This window comes from Leuconostoc gelidum subsp. gelidum KCTC 3527, assembly GCF_000166715.1.
GTDB lineage: Bacteria > Bacillota > Bacilli > Lactobacillales > Lactobacillaceae > Leuconostoc > Leuconostoc gelidum.
Genome location: NZ_AEMI01000020.1, coordinates 151610 through 178205, shown reverse-complemented (window position 1 = coordinate 178205; position 26596 = coordinate 151610). Strand labels below are relative to the sequence as shown.

The 26596-nt window shown below is 37.9% G+C and carries 21 protein-coding genes; all 21 read left to right on the top strand.

Annotated elements, in window-relative coordinates:
• Window positions 1-167: 167 nt before the first annotated feature.
• The 21 genes from EUI_RS0106805 to EUI_RS0106705 all read left to right on the top strand — a co-directional run bounded on the left by EUI_RS0106805 (window position 168) and on the right by EUI_RS0106705 (window position 26543).
• Entirely contained in the window at window positions 168-986 is an 819-nt protein-coding gene (locus EUI_RS0106805; RefSeq protein WP_010017005.1) for a VanW family protein, read from the top strand.
• 19 nt (window positions 987-1005) lie between these two features.
• Window positions 1006-1479, top strand: a complete 474-nt coding sequence (locus EUI_RS0106800; RefSeq protein WP_010017003.1) for a YagU family protein — start codon at window positions 1006-1008, stop codon at window positions 1477-1479.
• A gap of 156 nt (window positions 1480-1635) precedes the next feature.
• Window positions 1636-3042, top strand: coding sequence for an NAD-dependent succinate-semialdehyde dehydrogenase (locus EUI_RS0106795; RefSeq protein WP_010017002.1), 1407 nt, complete (start codon window positions 1636-1638; stop codon window positions 3040-3042).
• Window positions 3043-3286: 244 nt separating this feature from the next.
• Window positions 3287-5317 carry an ATP-dependent DNA helicase RecG gene (gene recG / locus EUI_RS0106790; RefSeq protein WP_010017001.1) on the top strand — a complete coding sequence of 677 codons (2031 nt, stop codon included), beginning with the start codon at window positions 3287-3289 and terminating at the stop codon, window positions 5315-5317.
• A 41-nt stretch (window positions 5318-5358) separates the two neighbouring features.
• Window positions 5359-7953: a DNA mismatch repair protein MutS gene (gene mutS / locus EUI_RS0106785; protein WP_010017000.1), complete on the top strand. Its 2595-nt coding sequence runs from the start codon at window positions 5359-5361 to the stop codon at window positions 7951-7953.
• Window positions 7954-7981: 28 nt separating this feature from the next.
• On the top strand, window positions 7982-9961 hold the full coding sequence (mutL, locus tag EUI_RS0106780) for a DNA mismatch repair endonuclease MutL (RefSeq protein WP_029508539.1): 1980 nt from the start codon (window positions 7982-7984) through the stop codon (window positions 9959-9961).
• Between the two features lie 40 nt (window positions 9962-10001).
• Window positions 10002-10517: a YehS family protein gene (locus tag EUI_RS0106775; RefSeq protein WP_010016998.1), complete on the top strand. Its 516-nt coding sequence runs from the start codon at window positions 10002-10004 to the stop codon at window positions 10515-10517.
• A gap of 62 nt (window positions 10518-10579) precedes the next feature.
• Complete coding sequence (ndk, locus tag EUI_RS0106770; RefSeq protein ID WP_010016997.1) at window positions 10580-10993, top strand: nucleoside-diphosphate kinase; 414 nt, start codon at window positions 10580-10582, stop codon at window positions 10991-10993.
• A 110-nt stretch (window positions 10994-11103) separates the two neighbouring features.
• Window positions 11104-11982, top strand: coding sequence for a UDP-N-acetylmuramate dehydrogenase (murB, locus tag EUI_RS0106765; protein WP_010016996.1), 879 nt, complete (start codon window positions 11104-11106; stop codon window positions 11980-11982).
• A 4-nt stretch (window positions 11983-11986) separates the two neighbouring features.
• Window positions 11987-14080 (top strand): Na+/H+ antiporter, encoded by a 2094-nt coding sequence (locus EUI_RS0106760; protein WP_010016995.1) that lies wholly within the window; start codon window positions 11987-11989, stop codon window positions 14078-14080.
• 66 nt (window positions 14081-14146) lie between these two features.
• Complete coding sequence (gene cdaA / locus EUI_RS0106755) at window positions 14147-14962, top strand: diadenylate cyclase CdaA (RefSeq protein WP_010016994.1); 816 nt, start codon at window positions 14147-14149, stop codon at window positions 14960-14962.
• Window positions 14959-16038 carry a CdaR family protein gene (locus EUI_RS0106750; protein WP_010016993.1) on the top strand — a complete coding sequence of 360 codons (1080 nt, stop codon included), beginning with the start codon at window positions 14959-14961 and terminating at the stop codon, window positions 16036-16038. Before cdaA ends, EUI_RS0106750 begins: the two co-directional genes overlap by 4 nt.
• Window positions 16039-16056: 18 nt before the next feature.
• On the top strand, window positions 16057-17421 hold the full coding sequence (gene glmM, locus EUI_RS0106745) for a phosphoglucosamine mutase (protein WP_010016992.1): 1365 nt from the start codon (window positions 16057-16059) through the stop codon (window positions 17419-17421).
• A gap of 89 nt (window positions 17422-17510) precedes the next feature.
• Window positions 17511-18212: a ribonuclease III gene (gene rnc / locus EUI_RS0106740; RefSeq protein ID WP_010016990.1), complete on the top strand. Its 702-nt coding sequence runs from the start codon at window positions 17511-17513 to the stop codon at window positions 18210-18212.
• A gap of 3 nt (window positions 18213-18215) precedes the next feature.
• The gene (gene smc / locus EUI_RS0106735; protein ID WP_010016989.1) at window positions 18216-21770 is read left to right on the top strand and encodes a chromosome segregation protein SMC; all 3555 of its coding nucleotides are present in this window, start codon (window positions 18216-18218) and stop codon (window positions 21768-21770) included.
• 1 nt (window position 21771) lies between these two features.
• On the top strand, window positions 21772-22938 hold the full coding sequence (ftsY, locus tag EUI_RS0106730) for a signal recognition particle-docking protein FtsY (RefSeq protein WP_010016988.1): 1167 nt from the start codon (window positions 21772-21774) through the stop codon (window positions 22936-22938).
• On the top strand, window positions 22935-23279 hold the full coding sequence (ylxM, locus tag EUI_RS0106725) for a YlxM family DNA-binding protein (protein WP_010016987.1): 345 nt from the start codon (window positions 22935-22937) through the stop codon (window positions 23277-23279). Before ftsY ends, ylxM begins: the two co-directional genes overlap by 4 nt.
• A 97-nt stretch (window positions 23280-23376) precedes the next feature.
• On the top strand, window positions 23377-24843 hold the full coding sequence (gene ffh / locus EUI_RS0106720; RefSeq protein ID WP_010016985.1) for a signal recognition particle protein: 1467 nt from the start codon (window positions 23377-23379) through the stop codon (window positions 24841-24843).
• Window positions 24843-25022 (top strand): hypothetical protein, encoded by a 180-nt coding sequence (locus EUI_RS0106715; RefSeq protein ID WP_010016984.1) that lies wholly within the window; start codon window positions 24843-24845, stop codon window positions 25020-25022. The genes ffh and EUI_RS0106715 overlap by 1 nt, the downstream gene beginning before the upstream one ends.
• Window positions 25023-25086: 64 nt before the next feature.
• Complete coding sequence (locus EUI_RS0106710) at window positions 25087-25890, top strand: Cof-type HAD-IIB family hydrolase (protein ID WP_010016983.1); 804 nt, start codon at window positions 25087-25089, stop codon at window positions 25888-25890.
• Between the two features lie 107 nt (window positions 25891-25997).
• Window positions 25998-26543: an NADPH-dependent FMN reductase gene (locus EUI_RS0106705; RefSeq protein ID WP_010016982.1), complete on the top strand. Its 546-nt coding sequence runs from the start codon at window positions 25998-26000 to the stop codon at window positions 26541-26543.
• Window positions 26544-26596 lie beyond the last annotated feature (53 nt).

Here is a 26596-nt window from a genome sequence, read left to right as displayed (position 1 = left end):
CATAATTGATTGAATGATCATTTGAAATAAATCAATTTTTAAGGCGAAAACACGTTTTAATTCTAATCTAGGTGATTTTTCAGATTAACGATACGGGTCCGTTAATTGATGCGTTTGATCCAGGTCAGATATGAATTATGTGATATGATTATTGATGGAGAAGAAAAATGAAGAGAAAATTATTTTGTGAAATATCGCCCTTAACATATAAAATATCTTATGAATCTCGTATTTTAAAACGTCAAATAACGGATCAGTTATTTGGTCGTATAGCGCAAGAAAAAAGCCAAGCACAGTTACCATATCTCATATTTAGCCATCAATCACTCATGCGCCGAGGACTGAGAAAAGTACCCATTCCTGTTGAAGAAGCTAAGGTCGCCAATCTTAAAATTGCGGCACCAAAGGTCAGCCATATCATTATTAGACCCGGAGAAACATTTTCATTTTGGCATTTAGTTGGCCGATGTACTGAAAAAAGTGGCTATCAAAATGGTTTGATGGTAGCAAATGACGGTGAACTGAAAAAGGGTACTGGTGGTGGGCTTTGCCAGTTTAGTAATTTAATTCATTGGATGATTTTACATACACCACTGGATGTCGTGGAAAAGTATCATCATGAGCAAGTAGATATGTTTCCTGATGCTAACCGCGAAGTGCCTTTTGGTAGTGGGACTTCCATTGTTTATAACTACTTAGATTATCGTTTTAAAAATAACACGAGTACCACTTATCAGCTGTTAACTTACGTTGGGGAAACATATTTACATGGCGAAATTTATGCTTCTGATCCACAGATGGATACTTATGAAGTTAAAGCAATTGGTGAACATTTTGAATCAAAAGATGGCGTGGTGTATCGCTGCGGACAAATATTTCAATACCGGTATGATCAGAACCATCAGTTAATAAATCAAACTTTAATTAAGACAAATCATGCTAGAGTGGCTTATGATACGAGTCAGTTGGCAGTTATTAAAAATTAACAGTAGGAAGAACAAATAAATGATAATAACTAGTATTTTAGTAGGTATTGCAGCCGGTTTAGTATCCGGTATGGTTAAAATTGGCTGGGAGGCAATTTTACCACCGAGAACACAAGAACGTGATGAAACCAATCCGCCTCAACAATTATTACAACAAATGGGCGTGCCACGTCGCATAACACATGCTTATGTTCATTATTCTAAGAATCAAAAAGTATATTATATTGCGCTTTTGATACACTTTTCATTTTCTCTTTTCTTTGGTATTCTGTTTGCGTTAACTTATCGTGCATGGCCAATTATTGGTATGTGGCAGGGCACTTTATATGGTATTGTCATTTGGTTTGCCTTCCATATTGTGATAATGCCCGTGTTAAAAACAGTACCTTCACCAGCAAAGCAACCCTTTACAGAACATTTTTCAGAAATATTAGGGCACATAGTTTGGGCATGGACCATTTATTTGGTTGTTATTGCCTTGGTGTGTCATTAAACGAATAATTTTAAAAAAGGTTCAGCGATTGCTGAACCTTTTTATTTTCTTGATTAAAAAATCACAAGTCAAATGTTTTTATTCCAAATATGAAGGTGTTATAGTTGTGATGTTGTTAAGTATAATAAGTCTGGATTTCAAGAAAGGTCGCATAAAATGAGCTATCAAACAATTAATCCGTTAACAGATGAGGTTGTTAAGACATATGACAACCATGATGATGCTTACGTTGAAGAAGCACTTAGTAGGGGGCACGCGTTATATAAAAAATGGCGTAATGATCCAATAGACAGTCGTACTGAAGCGTTAAGTAAAGTGGCTGACTTAATTGCATTAAAAGCAGATGAATTAGCTAAAATTTTAACGATTGAAATGGGAAAACGTTTAGTAGAAGCAAAAGGTGAAGTAGCAATTACAGTTGCTATTGCGCGTTACTATGCTAAGCACGGGGCAGAATTTTTGAAGCCACGTGATATTGTGTCTTCGATTGGACCAGCACAAATTATTTCTAGACCAACCGGGGTGTTGCTCATGGTTGAACCATGGAATTTTCCATATTACCAAATTATGCGTGTCTTTGCGCCAAACTATGTGGCAGGAAACCCGATGGTTTTAAAGCATGCCAGCAATACGCCAATGGCTGCTGAAGCCTTTGAAAAAATTGTACAAGAAGCAGGGCTACCAGATGGCTCACTAACTAACTTATTTATTAATTATGATCAGGTGAATAAAATTATTGGTGATGACCGTGTCCAAGGTGTTGCTTTAACAGGATCAGAACGTGCAGGTCAATTAGTTGCTGCCGAAGCCGGTAAAAACATGAAACAAAGTTCTCTTGAATTAGGTGGTAGTGATCCATTTGTGATTTTAGATGATGCTGATTTGTCAGAAATTAAAAAAATTATTAGTGGCGCGCGACTTTATAATGCTGGGCAAGTTTGCACGTCATCAAAGCGTTTTATTGTCACTGAAAAAAACTACGATAAAATTGTTGATATGCTAAAAACGGCTTTTTCTGGGGTTAAATTAGGAGACCCCATGCAGCCTGAGACAACTTTGGCACCATTAAGCACATCAAAGGCTAAACAAAACTTGACTAAACAAGTTCGTGAAGCCGTTGAAGCAGGGGCAACACTTTCATTTGGGAGTGTTGAGCAAAACCAACCTGCCGCATTGTTTGAACCTGTTATTTTGACAGGTATTACCAAAGAAAATCCTGCTTTCTATCAAGAATTCTTTGGTCCAGTCGGGGAAGTATTCAAAGTAAAAGATGAAGCAGAGGCGATAGCGTTAGCTAATGATTCGCACTATGGTTTAAGCGGCATTGTTTTTGGTGGCGATGCAGACCATGCTGCCGAAGTGGCTTCTAAAATTGAAACTGGTGTTGTGTTTGTCAATAGTTTTGGTGGTACCCTGCCAGAGTTACCATTTGGCGGCGTTAAAAATTCGGGCTACGGCCGTGAATTGGGTGACTTAGGTATTGATACGTTTGTTAACAAACAAACAATTGTGACAAAACATGAACCAATCGATCTTGAGAATGCTTTTGGTGGCTTCATATAAAAAATAAACACCTGACGATAGGTAGTGTTTCACAACTCTAGTGGTTGTGATGGATTATCAGTTGTCAGGTGTTTTTGTGTTCATAGTTTTTGATTGCTCAAAATTGTACCCTGAAAAAATATTTTTCGGATAACTAAGCTAATTGGGAAGTAAACACCTGAATTATGTCTTTGACCAAATTATTAAAGACTAAGGTGATTTCTAGTAGCCGCCATTTTTTCGTCTAAAATGTTACAATTATAACATGATAACTCACGTTGATAATGTCGATGTTCTACCAGGTGTTGGGCCAAAACGGCTCGATGCTTTGCATGAACTTGGTATATTTACAATTGAAGACTTAATTGGTTATTTCCCGTTTCGATATGAAGATTTGGGTGAACGCATACCATCCGAAACATTAGATGGGGATAAAGTAACTTTTAAGGGCATCGTTAGCACGCCACCAGTGGTCACACGTTTTGGCAAAAAAAATCAAACTCGGTTTGGTTTATTAATTGAACATGAAAATATACGAGTAACTTTTTTTAATCAACCTTGGCTAGCACAAAATATTGATGTCGGTCAAGAGGTTGCTGTGTATGGGACGTATAATGCTGCAAAGGCAGCATTAACTGGTATGAAGATAATTAATGCCAGCGTTGATGCACTTGATCCAATATACCCATCTTCTAAGAAAATAACTGCAAAAACGATTCGTCATTTAATTGAATTGGCATGGGCAGACGTTCGAGGAACGCTTGGCTCTTTGGTACCACAAAATATGCGGACTAAGTACCGTTTATTAGACCGTAATATGATGATTGAATCTATGCATTTTCCATCTGATATGGCAACTGCAAAAGTCGCACGTCGCAGTGCGGCTTTTGAGGAGTTTTTTGTTTTTCAAATGCGTTTGCAACTGCTTAAATTAGCGGATCAAAATTTTGCTGGAGAAGGTATTAACTACGATGAGCGTGCAATACGGAATTTTGAAACAAGTTTGCCTTTTAAACTAACGGCTGCACAGACAAAAGTGATATCAGAAATTTTACAAGATCAAAAAAGACCGCGTCATATGAATCGCTTACTACAAGGGGATGTTGGTTCTGGTAAAACAGTTGTAGCAGCTATGGCCATGTATGCTGTTGTGACGGCTGGCATGCAGGCAGCAATGATGGCACCAACAGAAATTTTGGCGCAACAACATGCACTGAGCTTAACACAACTATTTGATAACGCAGGTTTATCCTTACGTGTTGAATTATTAACTAGTGGTTTAAAAGTCGCTGCACGTCGTCATCTTTTAGAAGATCTTGAAAACGGTGATATTGACATTTTAGTTGGCACACATGCATTATTACAACCCGATGTGGCTTTTCACCATTTAGGATTGGCGGTGATTGATGAACAACATCGTTTTGGTGTTAATCAACGCGCAGCGTTACGCGAAAACGGTGTCAATCCAGATATTCTAGCAATGACCGCAACGCCAATTCCTAGAACGTTATCGATTACAGCGTATGGTGAAATGGATGTGTCAATCATTGATCAATTACCAAATGGTCGTAAAGCCATTAAAACAACACGTATGGGTCATAATCAATTAGACAATGCCATTGCCTTTGTTAAAAAGCAGATTGATGTTGGTGCACAAGCTTATATAGTGACACCATTAATTGAAGAATCTGAATCACTTGACGTACAAAATGCAACAGCGATGTATGAAGCTATGCAATTAGAGTTTCCACAGTATCAAGTTGGTTTATTGCATGGTCGATTGTCAAATGATGAAAAGAAAACATTGATGGCAGATTTCAAAGCCAATCGTATTCAAATTTTAGTTGCAACAACAGTGATTGAAGTTGGTGTGGACGTGCAAAATGCGACTGTTATGCTGATTTTAGATGCTGATCGGTTTGGATTGGCGCAATTACATCAATTACGGGGGCGTGTCGGGCGAGGTAGTCGACAATCTTATACAATACTTGTAGCAGACCCAAAAACAGATTATGGGACCGCACGTTTAGATGCTATGGTTGAAACAACCGATGGTTTTATACTTGCACAGCGAGATTTAGAATTACGTGGTTCAGGCGATATTTTAGGAACTAAGCAGTCTGGCGTCCCAGAGTTTGTTGTTGGCGATCCGATTAAAGATTTAACGATGATGGAAATTGCACAGCAAGAAGCCATTACATTGGTGAGTCAAAAAAATTGGGATAAACAAGTTGATAATCAGACTTTGGTTGATTATTTATCACGCACGATGGCAAACTACCGTCATTTTGATTAAAAATTGACAGAGAATGACACAAATTAGGAGACGCTTTACAAATGGGCAAACCTGCTGACACACCAATGATGGTGCAATATCACGAAATTAAATCGCAATATCCAGACGCTTTTGTTTTTTATCGCTTAGGTGATTTTTATGAATTGTTTGAAGAAGATGCGATACAAGGTGCAAAACTACTAGAGTTAACTTTAACGGCACGCAATAAAAATTCGGAAAATCCAGTACCTATGGCTGGAATACCGCATCATGCTGCAAAAAATTATATTGATATTTTGGTGGATCAGGGACACAAAGTGGCCATTGTAGAACAAATGGAAGACCCAGCTGTTGCTCAGGGGATGGTCAAACGAGATGTTGTGCAACTCATCACGCCTGGCACTAAAATGATTGATGGGGCCGGGTCAGATAAACAAAATAATTATCTAGCCGCTGTATTACCAGGTGATGGGACTTGGGTTTTAGCCTATATTGACTTATCAACAGGTGAGTTGAAAGCGACAACGATGCATCGATTTAGTGATATCATGGATGAATTGAGTTCGTTAGAAGTCAAAGAAGTTGTGTTGAGAAAAAACGATGAACAAACGATTAGACAAGAGCTGGCAATGCAACTTGGTGAACGTGGGTTAGTGATTTCTACCCAAACAGTTACCGGAGAAAATGCGACAGTGAGTTTTTTGACGCAATCGCTTATAAAATCCGATGAAATATCAGCAACCTCAATGCTACTAAATTATATTTTTGATACGCAGCGACGTAATTTAGATCACATCGTGCCAGCGGTGAGTTATGAACGTTTAACCTACTTGAAGTTCAATCAAGATACGCGAACCAATTTAGACTTAATTGAAAATACACGAACAAAAAAACGCGCAGGCTCATTACTAGGTCTCATAGATGAAACGCATACAGCGATGGGTGGTAGATTACTTAAACAGTGGGTGTTAAAACCACTTCGTGATCAACATGACATTGAGTCACGTTTAGACTTGGTGCAGGCTTTTCAGGATGATTTTTTTACGCGTGGCGCTTTACAAGATCATTTGAAATCCGTATATGATTTGGAACGTTTATCAGCTCGAGCAGCTATGGGAACAATGAATGCGCGTGAAATTGTGCAGTTAAAACGCTCATTATTAACTATTCCAGGAATTAAAGCCGTCTTATCTGAAACAACCAGTATTTTAAATGTCACTGGTAACAAACTAGATGATATGGTTGATTTAGCTGGCTTAATTGAAGAAGCAGTGGTTAATGATCCACCAATTAGTGTGCGAGAAGGCGATATTATTAATGACGGCTTTGATGAAAAAATTGATACTTATCGTCGTGTATTACATGACAATCAACAATGGTTAGCACAGTTGGAAGCAGATGAACGTGCAGCAACCGGCATTCATTCGTTAAAAGTCGGCTATAATAAAAATTTTGGTTATTTTATCGAAGTTACCAAGGCAAATATTGTTAAACTTGGAGAAAATCGATATGAACGTTTACAGACGTTAACAAATGCTGAACGGTTTGTCACACCTGAATTAAAAGAACATGAACGTCTGATTATTGAGGCACAGGCCAAACGCACACAACGTGAATATGAATTATTTGTGACAGTGCGTGAACGTGTAAAGGCAAACATTAGTCGCGTACAAAAACTTGCGCAACAAATTGCACACTTAGATGTTTTAGCAGCGTTATCGGATGTTGCAGATAATCGTCGTTTTATACGACCAATATTTACAGACCATAATAGTATTACGATTAAGCAAGGTAGACATCCTGTTGTGGAATCGTTATTGTCGGCTGGAGAATTTGTTGCCAATGATGTTTTACTCGATGAAACAACAAATATGCAGTTGATTACTGGACCAAATATGGCTGGAAAATCAACATATATGCGTGAACTGGCTCTAATTGTCATTTTAGCGCAAATGGGTAGTTTCGTACCCGCAGAGTATGCTGAGCTACCAATTTTTGATCAAATATTTACACGAATTGGGGCCAATGATGATATGGCGATGGGACAATCTACCTTTATGGTTGAAATGGCCGAAGCAAATCATGCTTTGCAGGAAGCGACTGCGCATTCATTAGTTTTGTTTGACGAATTAGGGCGTGGTACGGCAACTTATGATGGCATGGCTTTGGCGCAAGCAATTATTGAATTTTTAGATGCCCATATTCACGCTAAAACATTGTTTTCAACACACTATCATGAACTAACTGTTTTAGCGGATCAACATGCTAGTATTGAAAATGTTCATGTGGGTGCTGTTGAAGATGATGCTGGACATCTTCACTTTTTACATCAAATTCAAAAAGGACCAGCTGATAAATCTTATGGTATTCATGTTGCGGCACTTGCTGGTTTGCCAGATGAAGTGATTACTAATGCTACAAAAATATTAACCGCGTTAGAAAATAAAGAGACAGTGATGACAACACAAGACCAAACAGCGGCTAAGCTGCAACCTGAACGTTCCGGTTTATCCGAGCAAGTTGCTTTGTTCAATGTCGATGTTGTTGATAAAGAGACGAAGTTAATTCTGGATGCGTTAGATGGTTTTGATATTTTGAAAATGACACCAGTTGATGCCATGAATGCCTTGAATGCATTAAAACAACTGAGAAATTAGGAGGCATGCGCTTACGGGCGTGGACAAAATGGGTAAAATACATGAACTCTCAAATTTATTAGCCAACCAAATTGCCGCTGGGGAAGTTATTGAGCGACCGGCGAGCGTGGTAAAAGAATTAGTTGAAAATGCTATTGATTCAGGCGCAACGCAAATTGAAGTCATTGTTGAAGATGCCGGTGAAACGCTTATTCGTGTGGTCGATAATGGGTCAGGTATTGAACCAGAGGATGTACCACTGGCATTTACACGGCACGCAACAAGTAAAATAATGAATCGCCATGATTTGTTTAATATTGTCTCACTTGGTTTTCGTGGTGAGGCTTTGCCATCGATTGCTGCTATTGCTGATGTGACTTTAAATACGACGACTGAATTAGCAACTCAAGGCTTGATGTACCACATTAAAGGTGGTAAACAAGTGAGTGCTACACCAGCTAATGGCCGTCGCGGCACTGTTATTTCAGTGCGGGATTTGTTTTATAATACGCCAGCACGTTTGAAGTATTTGAAACGACCGCAAACAGAATTATCGCGTGTGGTTGATATTATGAATCGGTTGGCTTTGTCATATACGAATATTGCATTTACCGTAATTTCTGATGGTCGAGACTTGCTCAAAACGACAGGAAACGGGAATCAACAGCAAGTAATTGCTGCAATTTATGGCCGTGATACGGCGCAAAAAATGTTATCGATTGCTGGAGAAGATGATGATTTTAATGTGACGGGTTATGTTTCTTTACCTGAGTTGACACGTGGATCACGTGAATATTTGACAATACTAGTCAATGGTCGTTTTATTAAAAATTTTACGGTTTCTAATGCAATTATTCATGGTTATGGATCCAAGTTAATGATTGGTCGCTTTCCGATGGGAGTCATTAATATTAATACAGATCCGCTTTTAATAGATGTTAATGTGCATCCCCAAAAATCAGAAATTCGATTGTCAAAGGAAACCGAATTATCGGAACTATTAGTACAAACAATCAAAGCCCGTCTAGCAGATGAAAATTTGATTCCAGATGCTTATGAAAACTTATATGGTAAAACAAAAAAAACTGAATATAAAGTCGTACAGCCAACTCAGATAGCACCATGGCTGAATACAGACTTAGCAACTGTGAGGCAACCTGACAGTAAAGCTAACACTAACACAGGATCAGATATTACAGGTATCAGTATTACCAAGCGATCACAGTTATTAGCACGTGATGTGAGCACGTTTGTCACTAAATATGAAAATGAAGCGACATTGTCGGTATTTGATACATTAGAAACAGAGCAGGTAACAGAATCAGTTGCGACATACCAGTCACCATTTACTGATATAGCAGTTAAAAGTCAAGAAACACTTGATGTGACACCACAAAGAACCAGTGGCTTTCCAGATCTGTCGTATATTGGACAAATGCATGGGACATTTTTATTTGCGCAAACTGAAGATGGTTTATTTTTGATAGATCAACACGCAGCACAAGAGCGAATTAATTATGAGTATTATCGTCAAAAAATTGGTGAAGTGAGTGATGATAAACAACGGCTTTTAGTGCCAATAACAATTAACTATACGGCTTCAGATATGCTTAAAATTGCTGATCATGAACAGGATCTTTTGCACGTCGGGTTGACCGTGGTGCCATTTGGGCCAACAAGTGTGATTATTCGTGAACATCCGACATGGTTTGAAAACGGGCAAGAAGAAGCTACAATTCGTGAAATGATTGATTGGATATTACGTGATGGCGCGCTAACTGTGGCGGAATTTAGAGAAAAAGCAGCAATTATGATGAGCTGTAAACGTGCTATTCGTGCCAATATGCACCTTTCTGATGCGCAAGCACGAACACTACTTCAAACATTAGCGAATTCCGAAAACCCATATAATTGCCCGCACGGTCGACCAGTCGTAACACAGTTTACGTTAACAGAAATGGAAAAAATGTTTAAACGTATTCAAGATTCTCATGAAAAATGGGAAACATACGATAATCATCCTTACTAAAAGAGTGCCAATCGGCATCGTACATAACAGGAGAAAATAGATGAACAACAACGATATTATTATCCGTCTGCGTTATGCCCTAAACATTCAAAATGCAGACATGATTAAAATTTTTGAATTTGGTGGTGTGACTATTGATGAGACACAACTACATACACTGCTTACTAAGCAAGATGAAGGCAGTAAACGTGATGAAAAAATTGATGTAAAAGATCTTGAATCATTCATGAATGGTTTGATTATTTCACAAAGAGGACAAAAATTTGGGCCTGATTTAAAACCTGTTGCCCCAACTTTTGATATAAACAAAGAAGAAAATATTAATAATGTTGTGATGAAAAAGCTTAAAATCGCCATGTCTTATACGAGTGATGATTACATGAGCTTTTTGAACACAGCAGGCGTAACAATTTCAACTAATGAATTAAGCGCTGTGTTACGTCGACCAGACCATCGTAATTATAAGCCAGCTGGTGATAGATATTTGCGGAATATTCTAAAAGGCATGGCAATGGAATATCGACCAGCTGATGTTAAAAAAACTGCTCGTAAATAATCATTGTAAGCGTTTTCTTAATCGGTTACAATATAGTTGATATAATTTTATTGGAGGATAATATGACTGAACGTACTTTAATGTTGATCAAACCGGATGGTGTCAAGCGTGGCAAGATTGGTGAAATTATACGACGCATTGAAAATAAAGGCTATCAAATTATTGCTATGAAAATGGTAGTACCGACAGAAAAATTGCTTAATTTGCATTATGCTGAGCATGTTGGCAAGTCGTATTATCCCTCTCTGGTTAGCTATATGATGTCCGGACCAGTTGTGGTTATGATTGGTGAAGGAACTAATATTATTTCAGGTTGGCGAACATTAATGGGAGAAACTAATCCAACCAAGGCAGCGCCTGGGACTATTCGTGGTGATTTAGGACGTGAGTGGGAAGAGAAAGCCATGATGAATATCGTGCATGGTTCAGACAGTGTCTTGTCAGCAGAGCGCGAAATCAACCTATGGTTTACTTGAAATGAAAACTTGACTGAGATTAATTTGATCTTAAGTCAAGTTTTTTGTTCATTTTGAGTGGTCTAGCTAAAAGTTTGGTAAAATAGAAGATATAGACTCGGAGCCTAAAAATGAAATTAAATGATATAACAATACTTGAAAATCAATCGCTAGCCCCATATGCACATACGCAAGTTGGGGGTAAGGTTGATTACTTAGCCATACCAAAGACCTATTTAGAGTTACAACAATTATTGAATTGGGCAAAATCCCAAGAACAACCAGTGCATATATTTGGGCGATTGTCTAACCTAGTTGTTCGAAATGGTGGTTTACGTGGTTTGTCAATTTTATTACACGATTTACGTGATATTAAAGTTGATCAACATACAATTACAGCAGATGCAGGCGCAGACCTGATTTTAGTGACGGAACTTGCAATGACACATGGCCTGGCTGGTTTAGAATGGGCTGCTGGTATTCCTGGTTCTGTTGGTGGTGCAGTTTTTATGAATGCAGGTGCTTACGGTGGCCAAACAGAAATGGTGGTTACTACGGTCACGGCAATCATGCCAGATTTTAAAGTACAGACTTTTAACTTAAATGAATTAGAATTTGGCTATCGTCACTCCATTTTTCAAGAAAATGGCGGTGTGATTGTTAGTGTCACATTTACTTTGACACCAGATGTGAAATCAGCTATTCAATTACGAATGGACGTTAATAATTATCGACGAGCCGATAAACAGCCGTTAAATTATCCATCGAATGGTTCGGTTTTTAAACGACCAGAGGGGTATTTTGCCGGCAAGTTGATTATGGATTCAGATCTTCAAGGTGCGCGTATTGGGGGCGTTGAAGTGTCAAAAAAACATGCTGGGTTTATGGTCAATATCGATAATGGCACGGGAAACGATTATGAAGATTTGATTCATCACGTACAGGTAACTGTTAAAAAGAAGTTTAACGTTACATTAGAAACTGAAGTGCGTATCATAGGGGAGAGATGAATTTATGGTGATATTAGAATTAGTGGTTATTTTGATAGTGTCGGTGACAGTATCAAATGTTGTGTCACATTTTATACCTGATGTACCCATTAGCTTGTTTCAAATTGCTATTGGATTAGTACTTTCATTAGCTTTTGGTATATTTATTAAAATAGATTCACATTGGTTTATGCTGCTATTTGTGGCACCATTATTATATAATGATGCTTGGCGATTTCCAAAACACGAATTATGGGAATTGCGTGGTCCTATTTTAGGCAATGCTATTATATTAGTGTTGTTGACAACATTAGTTGGTGGGTTCTTCATACACTTATTAATGCCACAATTAGAAACTTCTGTAGCCTTAGCGTTAGCCGCAGTTGTATCACCAACAGATCCTGTGGCTGTACAGGCAATTGCCAAACGTGTGAAATTACCAAAAACTGTTTTACACATTGTCTCGGGTGAAAGTTTAATTAATGATGCAAGCGGGTTGGTCAGCTTTAATACTGCTATCAAGGCGACAGTTGCCGGTACATTTTTACTAAGTCATGCCATTGGCAATTTTTTTTGGATGACAATCGTTGGCTTAATCATTGGTTTATTACTTGGTAGTCTTTTAAATTGGTTCGGTGATGTTTTTGATCGTGTTGGCTTGAATGATGTAGTGTTTCATACGGTTGTCACGATACTGGCACCATTTTTAATTTATTGGGTAGCAGAAGATATATTTCATGCATCGGGTGTCATTGCGGTCGTTGCTGGTGCAATTATAACAAAAATATTAAGTGATCAACATGTTGACGCGCGCAATCCAGAAATTTCAATTACTGGTATTAGAACATGGGAAATATTTGTCTATTTATTAAACGGTATTATTTTCGTATTATTGGGAATTGAATTGCCACCAGCACTTGCTGCTGTTGTCCAAAGCTCACAAATGAACACAGGACATGCTATTTTTTATGGTATTGTTGTTTGGTTTATCATATTTGCTATTCGAACATTTTGGGCTTATGGTAATCAAGTTGCATTATATCTTAAAACAAAAGAAACGAAACCCTCATTCAATATGGCAGTAACATCAGGGTTAACAGGTGTGCGTGGCGCGGTTACAATGGCTGCTGTTATGACAGTACCAACTATTATTAATGACGGGACTGCTTTTCCACAGCGAGATTTATTAGTGTTTGTAGCGGCTGTTGTTGTTATCGTGAGTTTACTTGTAGCAACTATCATGTTACCAATTATGACCAAAGAACGTTCAGCACATGATTTCACACAACCGGAAATGTTAGATTCAGAAGCTGTGGCAACTGAGACGATCAAACCTGAAATGACGGAATCTCAAGCACGTATTTTTGCTATTCAAGTAGGAATTCAAACATTAAGAGAACAGCAACGTGAAGATAATCGTGCGATTGTATATGAGTTGATTACAAGAAAACAAGGGACGATTGCCCAAATTAGACGTCAGTTAATAGGTAATACGTCAGGTTACACAAGTTCGGATGATTCGGAATTACGTCTTATCGGTCTGCAAGCACAACGAGATCGTTTACAACAATTGTTAGTTCATGAGGATATTTCGCCATTAACATTTTCATCACAATCCAGACGGTTGGAACGACTTGAAAATCTGATAGCCGCTGACGCACATTATCATTTTTCATCACAGTGGGCATTGGTGCTCATGCGTCGCGGATTGCGTAGCATTCGTATCTGGTTTTCAGATGAAACAAGCGCGAAAATTAAAAAAGAAACATCCCTTGCTGTCCGTGAAACTTCTAAAGAAGCTATTAAAGCCCTGTCAGCCTATATGGAAAAATATAGTGGTGATACAGTAACGCATCGGATGGAACGTCAAAATGCTTATAATTTAATTGTGACATATCGTTATCGTATCGAAAATGAGAAACATGTTGATACACCGGAGCAACGTCAACTGGATGATAAAATAAGGATGGAGTTAGAATTGAAAGCATTAAACGCTCAGCGAGAAACTATTCAAAATTTATATGAACAACGACGTATCACACGTCAAGCTGGTATTAATATCAGACAATTTATTAATTTTTCCGAAACAGCAGCGTTAGCTGGAAAAGATGAAGAGTAGTTGTGTAACATACTAATACATTGACGTATGTCAAGCGTATTATTGAAATGACGTAAAGGAGAAAAAATGTTATCGTACCTAACAATTAACAATCTTATGCATGCGGTCGATATTATAATTATTTGGTTTTTAATGTATAAAATTATTCAATTTGTAGAAGGCACACGAGCACTGCAGATTTTATTTGGTGTTGGCACTGTCATTTTAGTCAAGGTAGTTAGTTGGTATCTTGGATTAATGACACTTTCTTGGGTGATGGATCAGTTAATCACGTGGGCGCCAATTGCTTTAGTTGTCATTTTCCAACAAGAAATTAGACGAGGATTAGAAACTTTAGGACGTCGCTTAACTGTGCGACGCGCACGTATTGATAATACTGTTGAACACCAGTTAATTAAGAGTTTAGATGATGCTTTGCAGTACATGTCTAAACGGCGCATTGGCGCATTAATTACAATTCAACGTGAAGACCATTTGGATGAATACATTAAGACAGGAATTAAACTTGATGCCAATGTCACTGGACAATTGTTGATTAATACTTTTATTCCAAATACGCCATTACATGATGGTGCAGTCATTATTAGTAAAGGCCGTATTGCAGTAGCGGCAGCCTATTTGCCACTTTCAGAAAGTACGCGCATACCTAAAGAATTAGGAACGCGGCATCGTGCAGCGGTGGGTATTTCTGAAGCTAGCGATGCGATTACTGTGGTTGTGTCAGAAGAAACTGGCGAAATTTCTATTACGCAAAAAGGTGATTTGCTCAGACATATGGATCAAAAAAGTTACTTAAATTTCTTCGAACATCAGTTTTTACCAGCAGTAGATGATGCCGTTACCAAGATGCATTGGTGGCGAAAAGGAGGACAATTACGATGAAAAAAATAGGTCAGTCAAAAATTGTTAATCTTGCCATCGCATTTGTTATTGCTATTTTATTGTCTTCGTATGTTTTAAGCACACGGTCAACCAAATCATCAAGTAACGGGTCTAATAATTTTTCAACAATCATACCAGAAAAAAAGGCGACTTTAAAAGTGGCTTTGAATGTACAATTTGATAATGATAAATATGTTGTTATAGGGGCACCAACGACAGTACAAGTTGATATTGAAGGTTCAGGTGCTCTAGTTTCTGCGGCCCAAAGTCGTAATGATATTCAAACAAGTATAGATTTAAGAGGTTTAAAATCTGGTAAACATACTGCTACGGTAGCACTCCGTGGTGTAAATGCCTCTTTAACGTCAACAGTTAATCCGCAAAAAGTAACGGTTACTATCGCACGAAAAACATCAGCAACATTGCCAATTAATGTGAGTTACAATAAAAATAATATTGCTAAAGGTTATACGGCAGGTGAACCAACAACAGATCCAAAACATGTGACAATTAGTGGGCCAAAGTCAAACGTTGATGCGGTTACTAGTATTGTTGCACGTCTGAGTTTGCCAAGTGGCGTAAAGGAGTCATTAACACGCACAGCACAGCTTGTAGCCTTAGATAAAAATGGCAATACAGTAGAGGTTAATTTGAGCCGTCAAACTGTTGATGCGACGTTAGTAATTGCTCCGGAGGACTCAAAGCGACTCACCTTAAACGCCAGCGTTAAGAATGGTGAATCTAATAGCTATCAAATCACGTTTGATCCGAAAACAGTGACGGCATATGGGTCATCTGATATACTTAATACTATGGATAATATTAGTGTATCGGTTGATGTTGGTAATATCCGAAACGGAGGGACTGTTAATGTTAGCTTACCTAGCATTGATGGGATTGTACGTTATGATAGGACTAATGTGACGGCCACAGTCTCACAGATAAAAGTCAATAGCAATAATAATAGCGAAAGTAGTATGAGCAACAGTTCAAGTGCGAGCTCATCTGCGTCATCAAGCGCTTCAGCATCTAGTGGTACTGATACAAGTGATGCTAAGACTTCAAGTAGTAACTAGAGAAGGCGAGATAAAAATATGTCAGATATTAAATTAAAATACTTTGGAACAGATGGTGTACGTGGTATTGCTAATGAATCATTAACACCAGAATTAGCATTTCGTTTGGGACGTACAGGTGGCGCAATTTTAACACAGCATGCGGAAAGCCATAAAAAGCCAGTTGTTATTGTTGGTAGAGATACAAGAATTTCTGGTGAAATGTTACAACAAGCGATTGTTGCTGGCTTTTTGTCTGTCGGCATTGATGTTTTGAGTTTAGGCGTTATTACGACACCGGCAGTTGCATTTTTAGTACAGAATTTAGAAGCAGATGCGGGTGTACAAATTACAGCCTCACATAATCCTGCCGCAGATAATGGGATTAAATTTTTTGGTAATGATGGTTTTAAGTTATCAGATGAGCTTGAATATGAGATTGAACAATTATTGGATGCACCTACGGATATATTGCCAAGGCCCAGCGCTGAAGGCATTGGTGTCGTCAATAATTATCCTGAAGGTGCCTTACGGTACATGAGTTTCTTACAAAAAACAATTCCAACAGACCTTGTGGGCATGCGTGTGGCGCTTGATGGTGCTAATGGTGCAACAAGTGGGTTATTGGCACGTTTATTTGCAGATTTAAACGTTGAATTTGTCACTATGGGCACAGAACCAAATGGCTTAAATATTAATGACGGCGTTGGATCAACGCATCCTGAAGCGTTAGCAGAACTTGTTAAAGCAAATGATGTACAAGCTGGTTTATCATTTGATGGCGATGGTGATCGATTGATTGCAGTCGATGAAAACGGTGAAATTGTTGATGGTGATAAAATTATGTTTATCATTGGTAAGTTCATGAATGAGCAGGGAAGACTTAAACATCATACAGTTGTTTCGACAATTATGAGTAACATTGGTTTTTATAAAGCGTTGACTGACAATGACATGATGAGCGTACAAACTGCCGTTGGTGATCGTTATGTTATGGAAGAGATGTCTAAATCGGACTATAATCTTGGTGGTGAACAATCAGGGCATATCATTTTCCGTGACTGGGCCACAACTGGTGACGGGCTATTGACAGCCCTACAATTATTGTATGTTATGAAAGAAACTGGCACTAAATTGTCTGAATTAGCGGAAGCAGTTCAAGTGTATCCTCAAAAATTAGTTAACATTAAAGTTGGCGATAAAGTCGCTATTCAACAAAATCCAGCTGTTGTTAGTAAAATTGCAGAGGTAGAGGCTCAAATGGCCGGGGATGGTCGTGTACTCGTACGCCCCTCAGGTACAGAGTCACTGATTCGAGTAATGGCTGAAGCACCTACAACAGAGCTTGTTGAGCGTTATGTTGAAATGATTGCTGCTGTTGTTCGTGAGCAGGCAATGCAATAAAAATGATTGGAGCGCCAAGTTTATTAAAACTCCGGTGCTTTTTTTGATATAATAGAGTATAAAACTATAATTTAAAAGGGAAAAAAACCGTGTCACAAGACAGCTTTAAAAAATATCTATTAACAGAGTTCAATATTCAATTTAACGATGATGCACTGCTGCAAGAGGCCTTGACGCAACGTAATTATTTGAATGAACACCAGGACGAGTCAGGTCGTGATTATCAGCGACTAGAATTTTTAGGTGATTCTGTTATGCAAGTTTCAGTAGCTGAATACTTGTTCAAACGCTATCCGAATTGGCATGAAGGTCAGCTAACAGAAATGCGTATTGCAATGGTGCAAACTCGTTCTTTTGCGCATTTCTCACGTGTCGTGCACTTAAATGAAGGCATTCGTCTTGGAAAAGGTGAAGAGATGTCAGGTGCACGTGACCGCGATTCATTGTTGGAGGATATATGGGAGGCTTTTATTGGCGCCTTATATTTAGATCAAGGCCTTGAGGCTGTTAGTGTTTTTTTGGATCAAACGTTATTTGCAGCAATCGATACAGATTTTTTTGATCGCTTCATTGATTTTAAAAGTCGCTTGCAAGAAAAACTTCAAAAAAATGGTGCGGTTGATATTTATTATCGTACCGAAAATGAACAACCATTAGCAGGAAATACGCAATTATTTGAGGCTAGTATTTCAGTTGATGATCACGAATTGGCACGTGGTACGGGTAAGTCTATTAAAGATGCTGAAAAGGCTGCTGCGCGTACTGCACTAAAACTATTGGAAGATAAGTAAACTATGAAACTTAAATCCCTTGAAATCAGTGGCTTTAAGTCCTTTGCTGATAAGACGATTATTGAATTTATGCCAGGTATGACAGGCATTGTTGGTCCAAATGGTTCAGGTAAATCTAATATTATTGAGGCAATCCGCTGGGTTATGGGTGAGCAAAGTGCCAAAGATTTGCGTGGCACAAAAATGTCAGATGTTATTTTTGGTGGCACAAATAAACGTAACGCATTAAATCGGTCAGAAGTGTCGATGACATTTGATAATTCGGATCGTTATGTTAAGTCAGAATTTAATGAAATTCGTATTACAAGAAAATTATATCGTTCCGGTGAGAGTACGTATCAAATTAATGGTGTTGATAGTCGATTACGCGATATTCATGAATTATTTATGGATACTGGTCTCGGTCGAGAGAGTTTTTCGATTATATCACAAGGCCGCGTTGAAGGTATTTTTAATGCGAAACCAGAAGAGCGACGCGGGATTATTGAAGAAGTTGCTGGTGTCTATAAGTATAAGCAAAATAAAGAACGTGCACAAAAAGAGTTAACACAAACAAGCGATAATTTAGCGCGAGTTGCTGACATAATTTATGAAATTCAAGGACGTATAGAGCCGCTTGCTGAGCAATCAGCGCAAGCAACCGATTATATTGCACAAAAAGAGCGTTTTGAGACATTAGATACTTTAAGATTGGCGTTGACACATCGAAGTTTAGAAACGCAAATCAGGGATGTAACAACCCAAGTAGAAGTTCAAGATGGTCGCGTTAATCAGATAAAGTCAACATTAGACGTATTACATAAATCGTTATCAGAAAAACGTCAAGAACGTATCAGTATGCAGCTCATGCGAGATAAAGTGCAGCAAGATATTTTGCATGATACGCAATCGCGAGAACGATTGATTGGTGCACAAAATTTAAGTGCACAACAAATTGATACTTTAGAGCAAAGTATCGCACAAAAAAATAGTCAATTAACTGATTTGGAAAAGCGATTAGCAGAATTAGAACGTCAAATTAACCAACTAGTGGATGACAAGAAAAAATTTCATAAACAACATCATGATTTGCAGCAACAAATGGCGTCATTTGATAATGTCGTACAAGTAAAAATGCAAAAAAATTTGCAACAAAAAATTGATAATCATCGTCATGTATATATACAAACAATGCAAGAGATTGCGGCATTACGAAATGGTTTACAATCTGATCTAAAATTGCAACAACGTTTAATCAATCGCCAGCAGGTGTTATCAAAACAGCTTTTGGATGAAAAAGAGACATTATTAACTTTGAAATCAAAAGCAACCTTGGATCTACCAGAACATGGCGATATCATAAATATTGATCGTTTAAAACGTCATGTAGATGATTTGAAAAAGCAAAGTGAACAAAATACGAAACAATACCAAGATCAGGAAAAACAATGGTACAATGCTTTAAATGATTTAAATAAGTCGCGCAGTCAACGAGATGCACTATCAGCGTTAGATGAATATGCCGGATTTTATCAAGGTGTTCGTGTCGTGATGCAATCACAAGTGAGAGAGCAGTTTTTAGGCATTAAAGGTGTTGTTGCTGAACTTATGACGGTACCAACAAACTATACGCAGGCAGTTGAAACAGTTCTAGGTGGTGCATTACAGCACGTTGTTGTGAATACAACAACGACTGCTAAAGCAGTTATTCGTTACTTAACGCAAAAACGTGCCGGACGTGTCACTATTTTACCAATTGATACGATTAAGCCAAGACAGTTAACTGGCATTGAACGCATTAAAATGAGCGATGGCTTTATTGGTGTTGCAGCAGATTTAGTAGAAATGCCTGCTGAGATGCATGCTATCAAGTCAAATTTGTTAGGTAGTACAGTAATCGCTGAAGATCTTGATGCTGCAACCAAAATTGCACGTATGGGTAATTACCGTTTCCGTGTCGTAAGTTTAGGTGGCCAAGTTGTTAATGCAGGTGGCTCAATGACTGGTGGTGCAAACCAAAAATCAGGAACAACGATTTTGAGCCGTCAGACGGAGTTAAATCAATTAAATGAGCGTTTGACTCTCTTGACACAAACAGCTAAAAAACTAGAAAAATTAATACAAGATCAACGTCTTCAAGGTGATGAATTACGATCAGAATTACAGATATCACAAACACGACTTGCTAATGCTAAAAATGAAACAGCACAAATAGATTATGATTTAGCACGGCGAGAGGATGCCGTCAAGCAACAAACACGTGTTTTGCAGGCATTGCAAATGGAGAGTGATGATTTGGCAAAACAACTAGTTGACGTGGATACGCAGTTACATGTTAACCAAAAAAGTCTTGATTTAGCACAAAATGCACAAAACGATCAAGAAGTTGAAGCAGCCAAATTAGATCAACAACTAGCTGATATTTCAATTCAGTCGCAAGTCAGCAGTGAGCAAAAAGCCACAGTGCAAACGAATTATGCTACAGTGCAAGCAAAGATGGACAGCTTAGTCACTCAAATAAACTTGTTACTAGCACAAAAAGATGACATACAACGACAAAGAGATGACGTTGAAAATGCCTTAAAAGCGTCAAATGGGCAGTTAACTGCAGCAAAAAATAGTGCTAACAATATTGAAAAAGTGGATACGATAACGCAACGGCTTGAAGTCATACAAGCCAAATTTGATGACTATACCAAACAGTTAAATAGCTTAACTGACTTGGTTGTCACAATAGAAAGCCAGTTTGCGGCACAACAAGAAACACTACGTGTTAATAATAGTACACAAAATCAAGTTGTCGGACAATTAACGCGTTTAGAATCACAACTTGATAATGTGCAAGCACAGTTATTGACACAATATGATATTGTAGATATAACAGATATTGTAGCCAGTCATGATATTAATGAATTACCAAATATCGAATCACAATTAGTCTTGTTAAAGCGGAGTCTAGATGAAATTGGTTCAGTTAATATGGATGCAATTTCAGAATATGAAGAAGTGAAAACCCGTTTTGAATTTCTAACAAGACAACGTGATGATTTAAAAATGGCTCGTGAGACATTATTACAAACAATTGATGAAATGGATAAAGAGGTTCAAATTCGTTTTAAACAAACCTTTGATGCCGTGGCAGCAAGATTTTCAAATATTTATACGCAAATGTTTGGTGGTGGTCGTGCTGAAATTTGCTTGACAGATCCAAAACATCTTCTGACGACAGGGATTGATATTACGGCACAACCACCTGGCAAAAAATTTCAACAAATGAGTCTGCTATCTGGTGGTGAAAAAGCACTTACTGCTATTACGTTATTGTTTGCAATATTACATGTGCGTCCTGTACCCTTTGTTGTATTGGATGAAGCAGAGGCAGCATTAGACGAAGCAAACGTTGATCGTTTTGCTAAATATTTATATCATTTTGCAGGGGATACCCAATTTATTGTTATCACGCATCGCAAAGGGACTATGGTGAAAGCTAATTTATTGTACGGCGTAACGATGCAAGAAGCAGGGGTTTCTAAGATGATTGCAGTTGATTTGGATAAAGCCACAGAAAGTGTAGGGTAAGATGGGATTATTTGATATTTTTCGTAAAAAAAAGACTGAAGAAAATAGTGAAAAGTCTAAAGATTCGGTTGAATCACTGTCAAATCAGGACAATTCTGCAGTGCTTGAGATGCCAGAAGAGATACAAGAGCCAGAAGTAGAACAGAATCTAGATAAAACTGAAGAATCGGTTCCTGATCATGTTTCCGAAAGTGTTGCAATACAAGAACCACAGATAAGCGTTGAACCAGAGGCCATAGAGCAGCAAATTTATACTAAAGGTTTAGAAAAATCTCGGACTGGGTTTGCTGCCCGATTTAACAAATTTTTAGCAAATTTTCGCTCTGTAGATGAAGATTTTTTTGAAGATTTAGAAGAAACCTTGGTTGGTGCTGATGTTGGTTTTGATATGGCAATTAAGATTTCAGATGACTTGCGTGAAGAAGTTAAACTTGAAAATGCACATCGTCCAGAAGATGTACGTGATGTAATCATTAAAAAAATGGTTGATATGTATGAAGCTGATGGTGTTAATGAAGATGCCACCATGCACTTTAATGTCAATGGCACAACGGTAATCTTATTAGTTGGTGTTAATGGTGTTGGAAAAACGACCACAATTGGTAAGTTGTCCACAAAGTATCAACAACAAGGAAAGTCTGTTTTACTTGCAGCAGCTGACACTTTCCGCGCTGGAGCAACAAAACAACTGCAAGAATGGGGCTTACGAGCTGGTGTGCCGGTAGTATCTGGGAAAGAAAAAGCAGATCCGGCATCGGTTGTCTTTGAAGCAGTGGCTAAAGCACGTGATGAACATTATGATATTTTGTTTGTCGATACAGCAGGTCGTTTACAAAATAATGTTAATTTGATGCAAGAATTAGAAAAAATGAAGCGTATTATTAAACGTGAAATACCAGGTGCACCACATGAAGTACTGTTAGTGCTTGATGCTACAACTGGTCAAAATGCATTACAACAGGCAAAACTATTTAAAAATTCATCTGATGTGACCGGAATCGTTTTGACAAAGATGGATGGGACAGCAAAAGGTGGAATTGTATTTGCTATTAGAAATGACATGCAATTACCAGTAAAGTGGGTTGGATTTGGTGAAAAGGCAAGTGATTTACGAGAATTTAAGCCTGAAGAATTCATATACGGTATGTTTAAGGATTTAATGGCATGAATTTTAAGGAAAAAAATCACATTAATGGCTTGTTTGGATTTTATGGTGAATTATTAACGATTAAACAACAAGATTATTTACGGTATTATTTCGAAGATGACTATTCAATTGTTGAAATCGCAGAAGTCGAAACAGTTAGTCGTCAGGCAGTTTCTGACAATATTAAACGTGGCATTGATCAATTGTTGAAATATGAACATGTTTTGCATTTGCAAGAAAAATTTGAGACACGTTCAGCAATTGAGACGCAAGTTCAAGATTATATTGCAGTATATTATAATAAAGATAATGAGTTAAAAAAACTTGTGTCGCAACTTATGGCACATGAAATAGAAGATTAATTATACGCTAAAAAAGGAGAAAGGTGACTGGCACCACGATAATTTGTATATTGGAATTGTACGATGTATCTGGCCTGGTTGCTTTAATATCATAATTATGGCATTTGAAAATTTAACTGAGCGTCTTTCCAAGGCGATGAAGAATCTCACTGGTCGCGGGCGAGTGAGTGAAGAAGACTTACGTGCAACAATGCGTGAAATTCGTTTAGCATTATTAGAGGCCGATGTTAACTATGACACAGTCAAAAAATTCGTTGCTAATGTGCGTGAAAAAGCAAGTGGCGCCGATATTTTGGAAGGGTTAAACCCTGCGCAACAAGTCGTTAAAATCGTTAATGATGAATTAACGATAACCATGGGTGAAGAAGCAGTGCCACTGAATAAGTCACCTAAAATTCCGACAATCATTATGATGGCAGGACTTCAGGGTGCTGGAAAAACAACGACAGTTGCTAAGTTAGCCTATAAACTAAAAAAAGAAGAAAATGCGCGACCACTTTTGATTGCAGCCGATGTTTATCGACCAGCAGCAATTGATCAGTTAGAAATATTAGGTCGTGATTTAGAAATTCCAGTATTTCAGCTTGGAACTGCCGTTAATCCACGCGAAATTGTTCGCCAAGGATTAGCAAAAGCTGCCGAAAATAAAAATGACTATGTCTTTATTGATACGGCAGGCCGTTTACAAATTGATGATGTATTAATGCAAGAACTTAAAGATGTGGCTGAAATTGCACAGCCAGACGAAATTTTGCTGACAGTTGATGCAATGACTGGACAAAATGCTGCCGAAACCGCCAAAGGTTTCTCAGCAGCATTAGATTTAACGGGTGTTGTCTTAACAAAACTAGATGGTGATACACGAGGTGGCGCCGCACTTTCAATTCGTGATGTGACCGGGAAACCTATTAAATTTGTTGGACAAGGTGAGAAACCAACAGATTTAGATGTATTCTATCCAGATCGTATGGCTTCACGTATTTTAGGCATGGGCGATGTGCTAACATTGATCGAAAAAGCGCAACGCGATTTTGATGAAGAAGCACAAGCTAAGCAACTTGAAAAAATGCGTCAAAACACCTTTGACTTCAACGACTTCGTAGCCCAGTTGAAACAAGTGCAAAGCATGGGCCCAATGGAAGATTTGTTAAAAATGATTCCAGGTATGGCGAACAATCCTGCTTTGGCAAATGTCAATATTGATGCCAAACAGTTTTCTCATCTGGAAGCAATCGTGAATTCGATGACACCGGCTGAGCGTGAAGATCCGGACTTAATCAATCCATCCCGTCGTCGTCGATTAGCATCTGGTGCAGGACGTCCTATTGTTGAAGTGAACCGTATGATTAAGCAATTTGATCAAATGCGTAAAATGATGAATCAAGCAACGAATGGTAATTTTGGCGGCATTGACAAAATGATGGGTGGTTCTGGTATGGATATGTCTTCAATGATGGGCGGCGGTATGCCATCTGGAAACTTTGGTCAAAAAGTTCAAAATTTTGCTATTAAACAAGCAGCACGACGCTTACAAAAAGCCAAAAAGAAGCGTGGTAAAAAATAATGCAACGGTTGGAACTTGTATTACCAGTACTCATATTTGTTGTTATGTTAGGCGCAAATATACTAAATGCACCAAATCTATCGATACCAATAGTGTTACTGGCGGTCGTTTCAGCAGCAGTACCGGGCATCATTATTTTCGGATTGATTAAATTTTTAGAATGGTGGATAAAGCGTTAACTATATGCGTGACATACTATACTGTGTTGTTGTACATGAATTGGTTTGAAATCAAAGGAGAAATATGTCGATTAAATTGATTGCATCAGATTTGGATGCGACTTTTCTAAAAAATGATAAAACATTTAACGAAGTACTATTTCAAGAAGTACTTGATAAATTGCATGCACAAGGTGGTCAGTTTGTTGTTGCAACTGGTAATCATGTTCAAAAAGTACGCGATTACTTTAAAAACTTTTCTGGTCAGTATCAGTTGATTGCTAATAATGGGGCAGAAGTTATTTTAGATGGTGAACTGACCCACGTTTGGTCAGTTTCTGCAGATGTACCAGCAGTTGTTGATAATTTGGCTAATAAATATAAAGCAGAATTACAGTTAGGTGTATCTTTTGTTGCTGCAAACAAAGCCTTTATGATTGTTAAAAACCCTAATGATGAACATCTTGATTTTGCCAAAAAATATTTTGAAAATCTGACATTGATTGATTCTGTTACTGAAATTAATGAACCTATTTTAAAAGTATCATTGGTTTTGCCGCGTTTAGAATATGAATTTATGCGTGAAATTAAATTATTACTTGGCAATAAAGTACATGTGACAACTTCAGGTTATGGGGCAATTGATATTGTAAATCCAAATGTCAACAAGGCCAATGCTTTAACCTATATTGCGGAAACATTAAATGTCAAGCCATCTGAAATTATGGCTTTTGGTGATGGTTTAAATGATTTAGAAATGTTAGAATATGTCGGGCAACCTTTTGCTATGACGAATTCTGATGAAGAGCTTTTTCAACATGATTTTGCACGTAGTGTGACGGATAATGATAACGATGGTGTTTTGAAGACAATTCTTGGAAAATTATAACACGCAAATTTTGGTGTTTTTTTTTTGACTAAAAATTAAAAAGACTTGTAATTTATTGCCATTCGTTATATACTTACTATTAGTAAGAGAAAAGGAAGAATTAAAATATGACAAAATATGGTGTTTTAGTAGGTTCTATTAGAAAGAATTCGTATTCAAAAGGTGTAGCAGAAGCACTAGTTGCTGGTTTACCGGAAGATGCCGAGGTAACATACATTAATATTAGTGAGTTACCATTGTATAGTCAGGACTATGACGCGCAGTCACCTGAATCTTATGGTGTCTTTCGCTCAGAGGTTGCTAAACAAGACGCATTTATTTTCGTAACACCAGAACATAATCGTAGTATTTCAGCTGCTTTGAAAAATGCATTAGATGTTGGTTCACGTCCTTGGGGTGAAAGTGTTTGGGCTGGAAAACCGGCATTAGTGGCGTCACAATCAATATCAGGTATATCTGGCGTTCTGGCACACCATGTATTACGACAATCATTAGTATTTTTGGATATGCCAACAATGCAGCAACCTGAATTGTATATTGGAAACGTTCAGTCTCTTGCAGATGATGCAGGTCATATAACAAATTCTGATACAAAAGCATTTCTTGGTGATGCCGCCAAGAAATTTGTATCATTTGCTAGTAAGTTTGAATAAGAAACATCAGATAAACTAACCCTTTTAAATTTTGCATGGCAGTGTGATTAAAG

What these genes read in the sequence shown, in the direction of transcription:
- EUI_RS0106805 (WP_010017005.1), top strand. Translation starts at nt 168, where the DNA reads ATGAAGAGAAAATTATTTTGTGAAATATCGCCCTTAACATATAAAATA.
- EUI_RS0106800 (WP_010017003.1), top strand. Translation starts at nt 1,006, where the DNA reads ATGATAATAACTAGTATTTTAGTAGGTATTGCAGCCGGTTTAGTATCC.
- EUI_RS0106795 (WP_010017002.1), top strand. Translation starts at nt 1,636, where the DNA reads ATGAGCTATCAAACAATTAATCCGTTAACAGATGAGGTTGTTAAGACA.
- recG (WP_010017001.1), top strand. Translation starts at nt 3,287, where the DNA reads ATGATAACTCACGTTGATAATGTCGATGTTCTACCAGGTGTTGGGCCA.
- mutS (WP_010017000.1), top strand. Translation starts at nt 5,359, where the DNA reads ATGGGCAAACCTGCTGACACACCAATGATGGTGCAATATCACGAAATT.
- mutL (WP_029508539.1), top strand. Translation starts at nt 7,982, where the DNA reads ATGGGTAAAATACATGAACTCTCAAATTTATTAGCCAACCAAATTGCC.
- EUI_RS0106775 (WP_010016998.1), top strand. Translation starts at nt 10,002, where the DNA reads ATGAACAACAACGATATTATTATCCGTCTGCGTTATGCCCTAAACATT.
- ndk (WP_010016997.1), top strand. Translation starts at nt 10,580, where the DNA reads ATGACTGAACGTACTTTAATGTTGATCAAACCGGATGGTGTCAAGCGT.
- murB (WP_010016996.1), top strand. Translation starts at nt 11,104, where the DNA reads ATGAAATTAAATGATATAACAATACTTGAAAATCAATCGCTAGCCCCA.
- EUI_RS0106760 (WP_010016995.1), top strand. Translation starts at nt 11,987, where the DNA reads ATGGTGATATTAGAATTAGTGGTTATTTTGATAGTGTCGGTGACAGTA.
- cdaA (WP_010016994.1), top strand. Translation starts at nt 14,147, where the DNA reads ATGTTATCGTACCTAACAATTAACAATCTTATGCATGCGGTCGATATT.
- EUI_RS0106750 (WP_010016993.1), top strand. Translation starts at nt 14,959, where the DNA reads ATGAAAAAAATAGGTCAGTCAAAAATTGTTAATCTTGCCATCGCATTT.
- glmM (WP_010016992.1), top strand. Translation starts at nt 16,057, where the DNA reads ATGTCAGATATTAAATTAAAATACTTTGGAACAGATGGTGTACGTGGT.
- smc (WP_010016989.1), top strand. Translation starts at nt 18,216, where the DNA reads ATGAAACTTAAATCCCTTGAAATCAGTGGCTTTAAGTCCTTTGCTGAT.
- ftsY (WP_010016988.1), top strand. Translation starts at nt 21,772, where the DNA reads ATGGGATTATTTGATATTTTTCGTAAAAAAAAGACTGAAGAAAATAGT.
- ylxM (WP_010016987.1), top strand. Translation starts at nt 22,935, where the DNA reads ATGAATTTTAAGGAAAAAAATCACATTAATGGCTTGTTTGGATTTTAT.
- ffh (WP_010016985.1), top strand. Translation starts at nt 23,377, where the DNA reads ATGGCATTTGAAAATTTAACTGAGCGTCTTTCCAAGGCGATGAAGAAT.
- EUI_RS0106715 (WP_010016984.1), top strand. Translation starts at nt 24,843, where the DNA reads ATGCAACGGTTGGAACTTGTATTACCAGTACTCATATTTGTTGTTATG.
- EUI_RS0106710 (WP_010016983.1), top strand. Translation starts at nt 25,087, where the DNA reads ATGTCGATTAAATTGATTGCATCAGATTTGGATGCGACTTTTCTAAAA.
- EUI_RS0106705 (WP_010016982.1), top strand. Translation starts at nt 25,998, where the DNA reads ATGACAAAATATGGTGTTTTAGTAGGTTCTATTAGAAAGAATTCGTAT.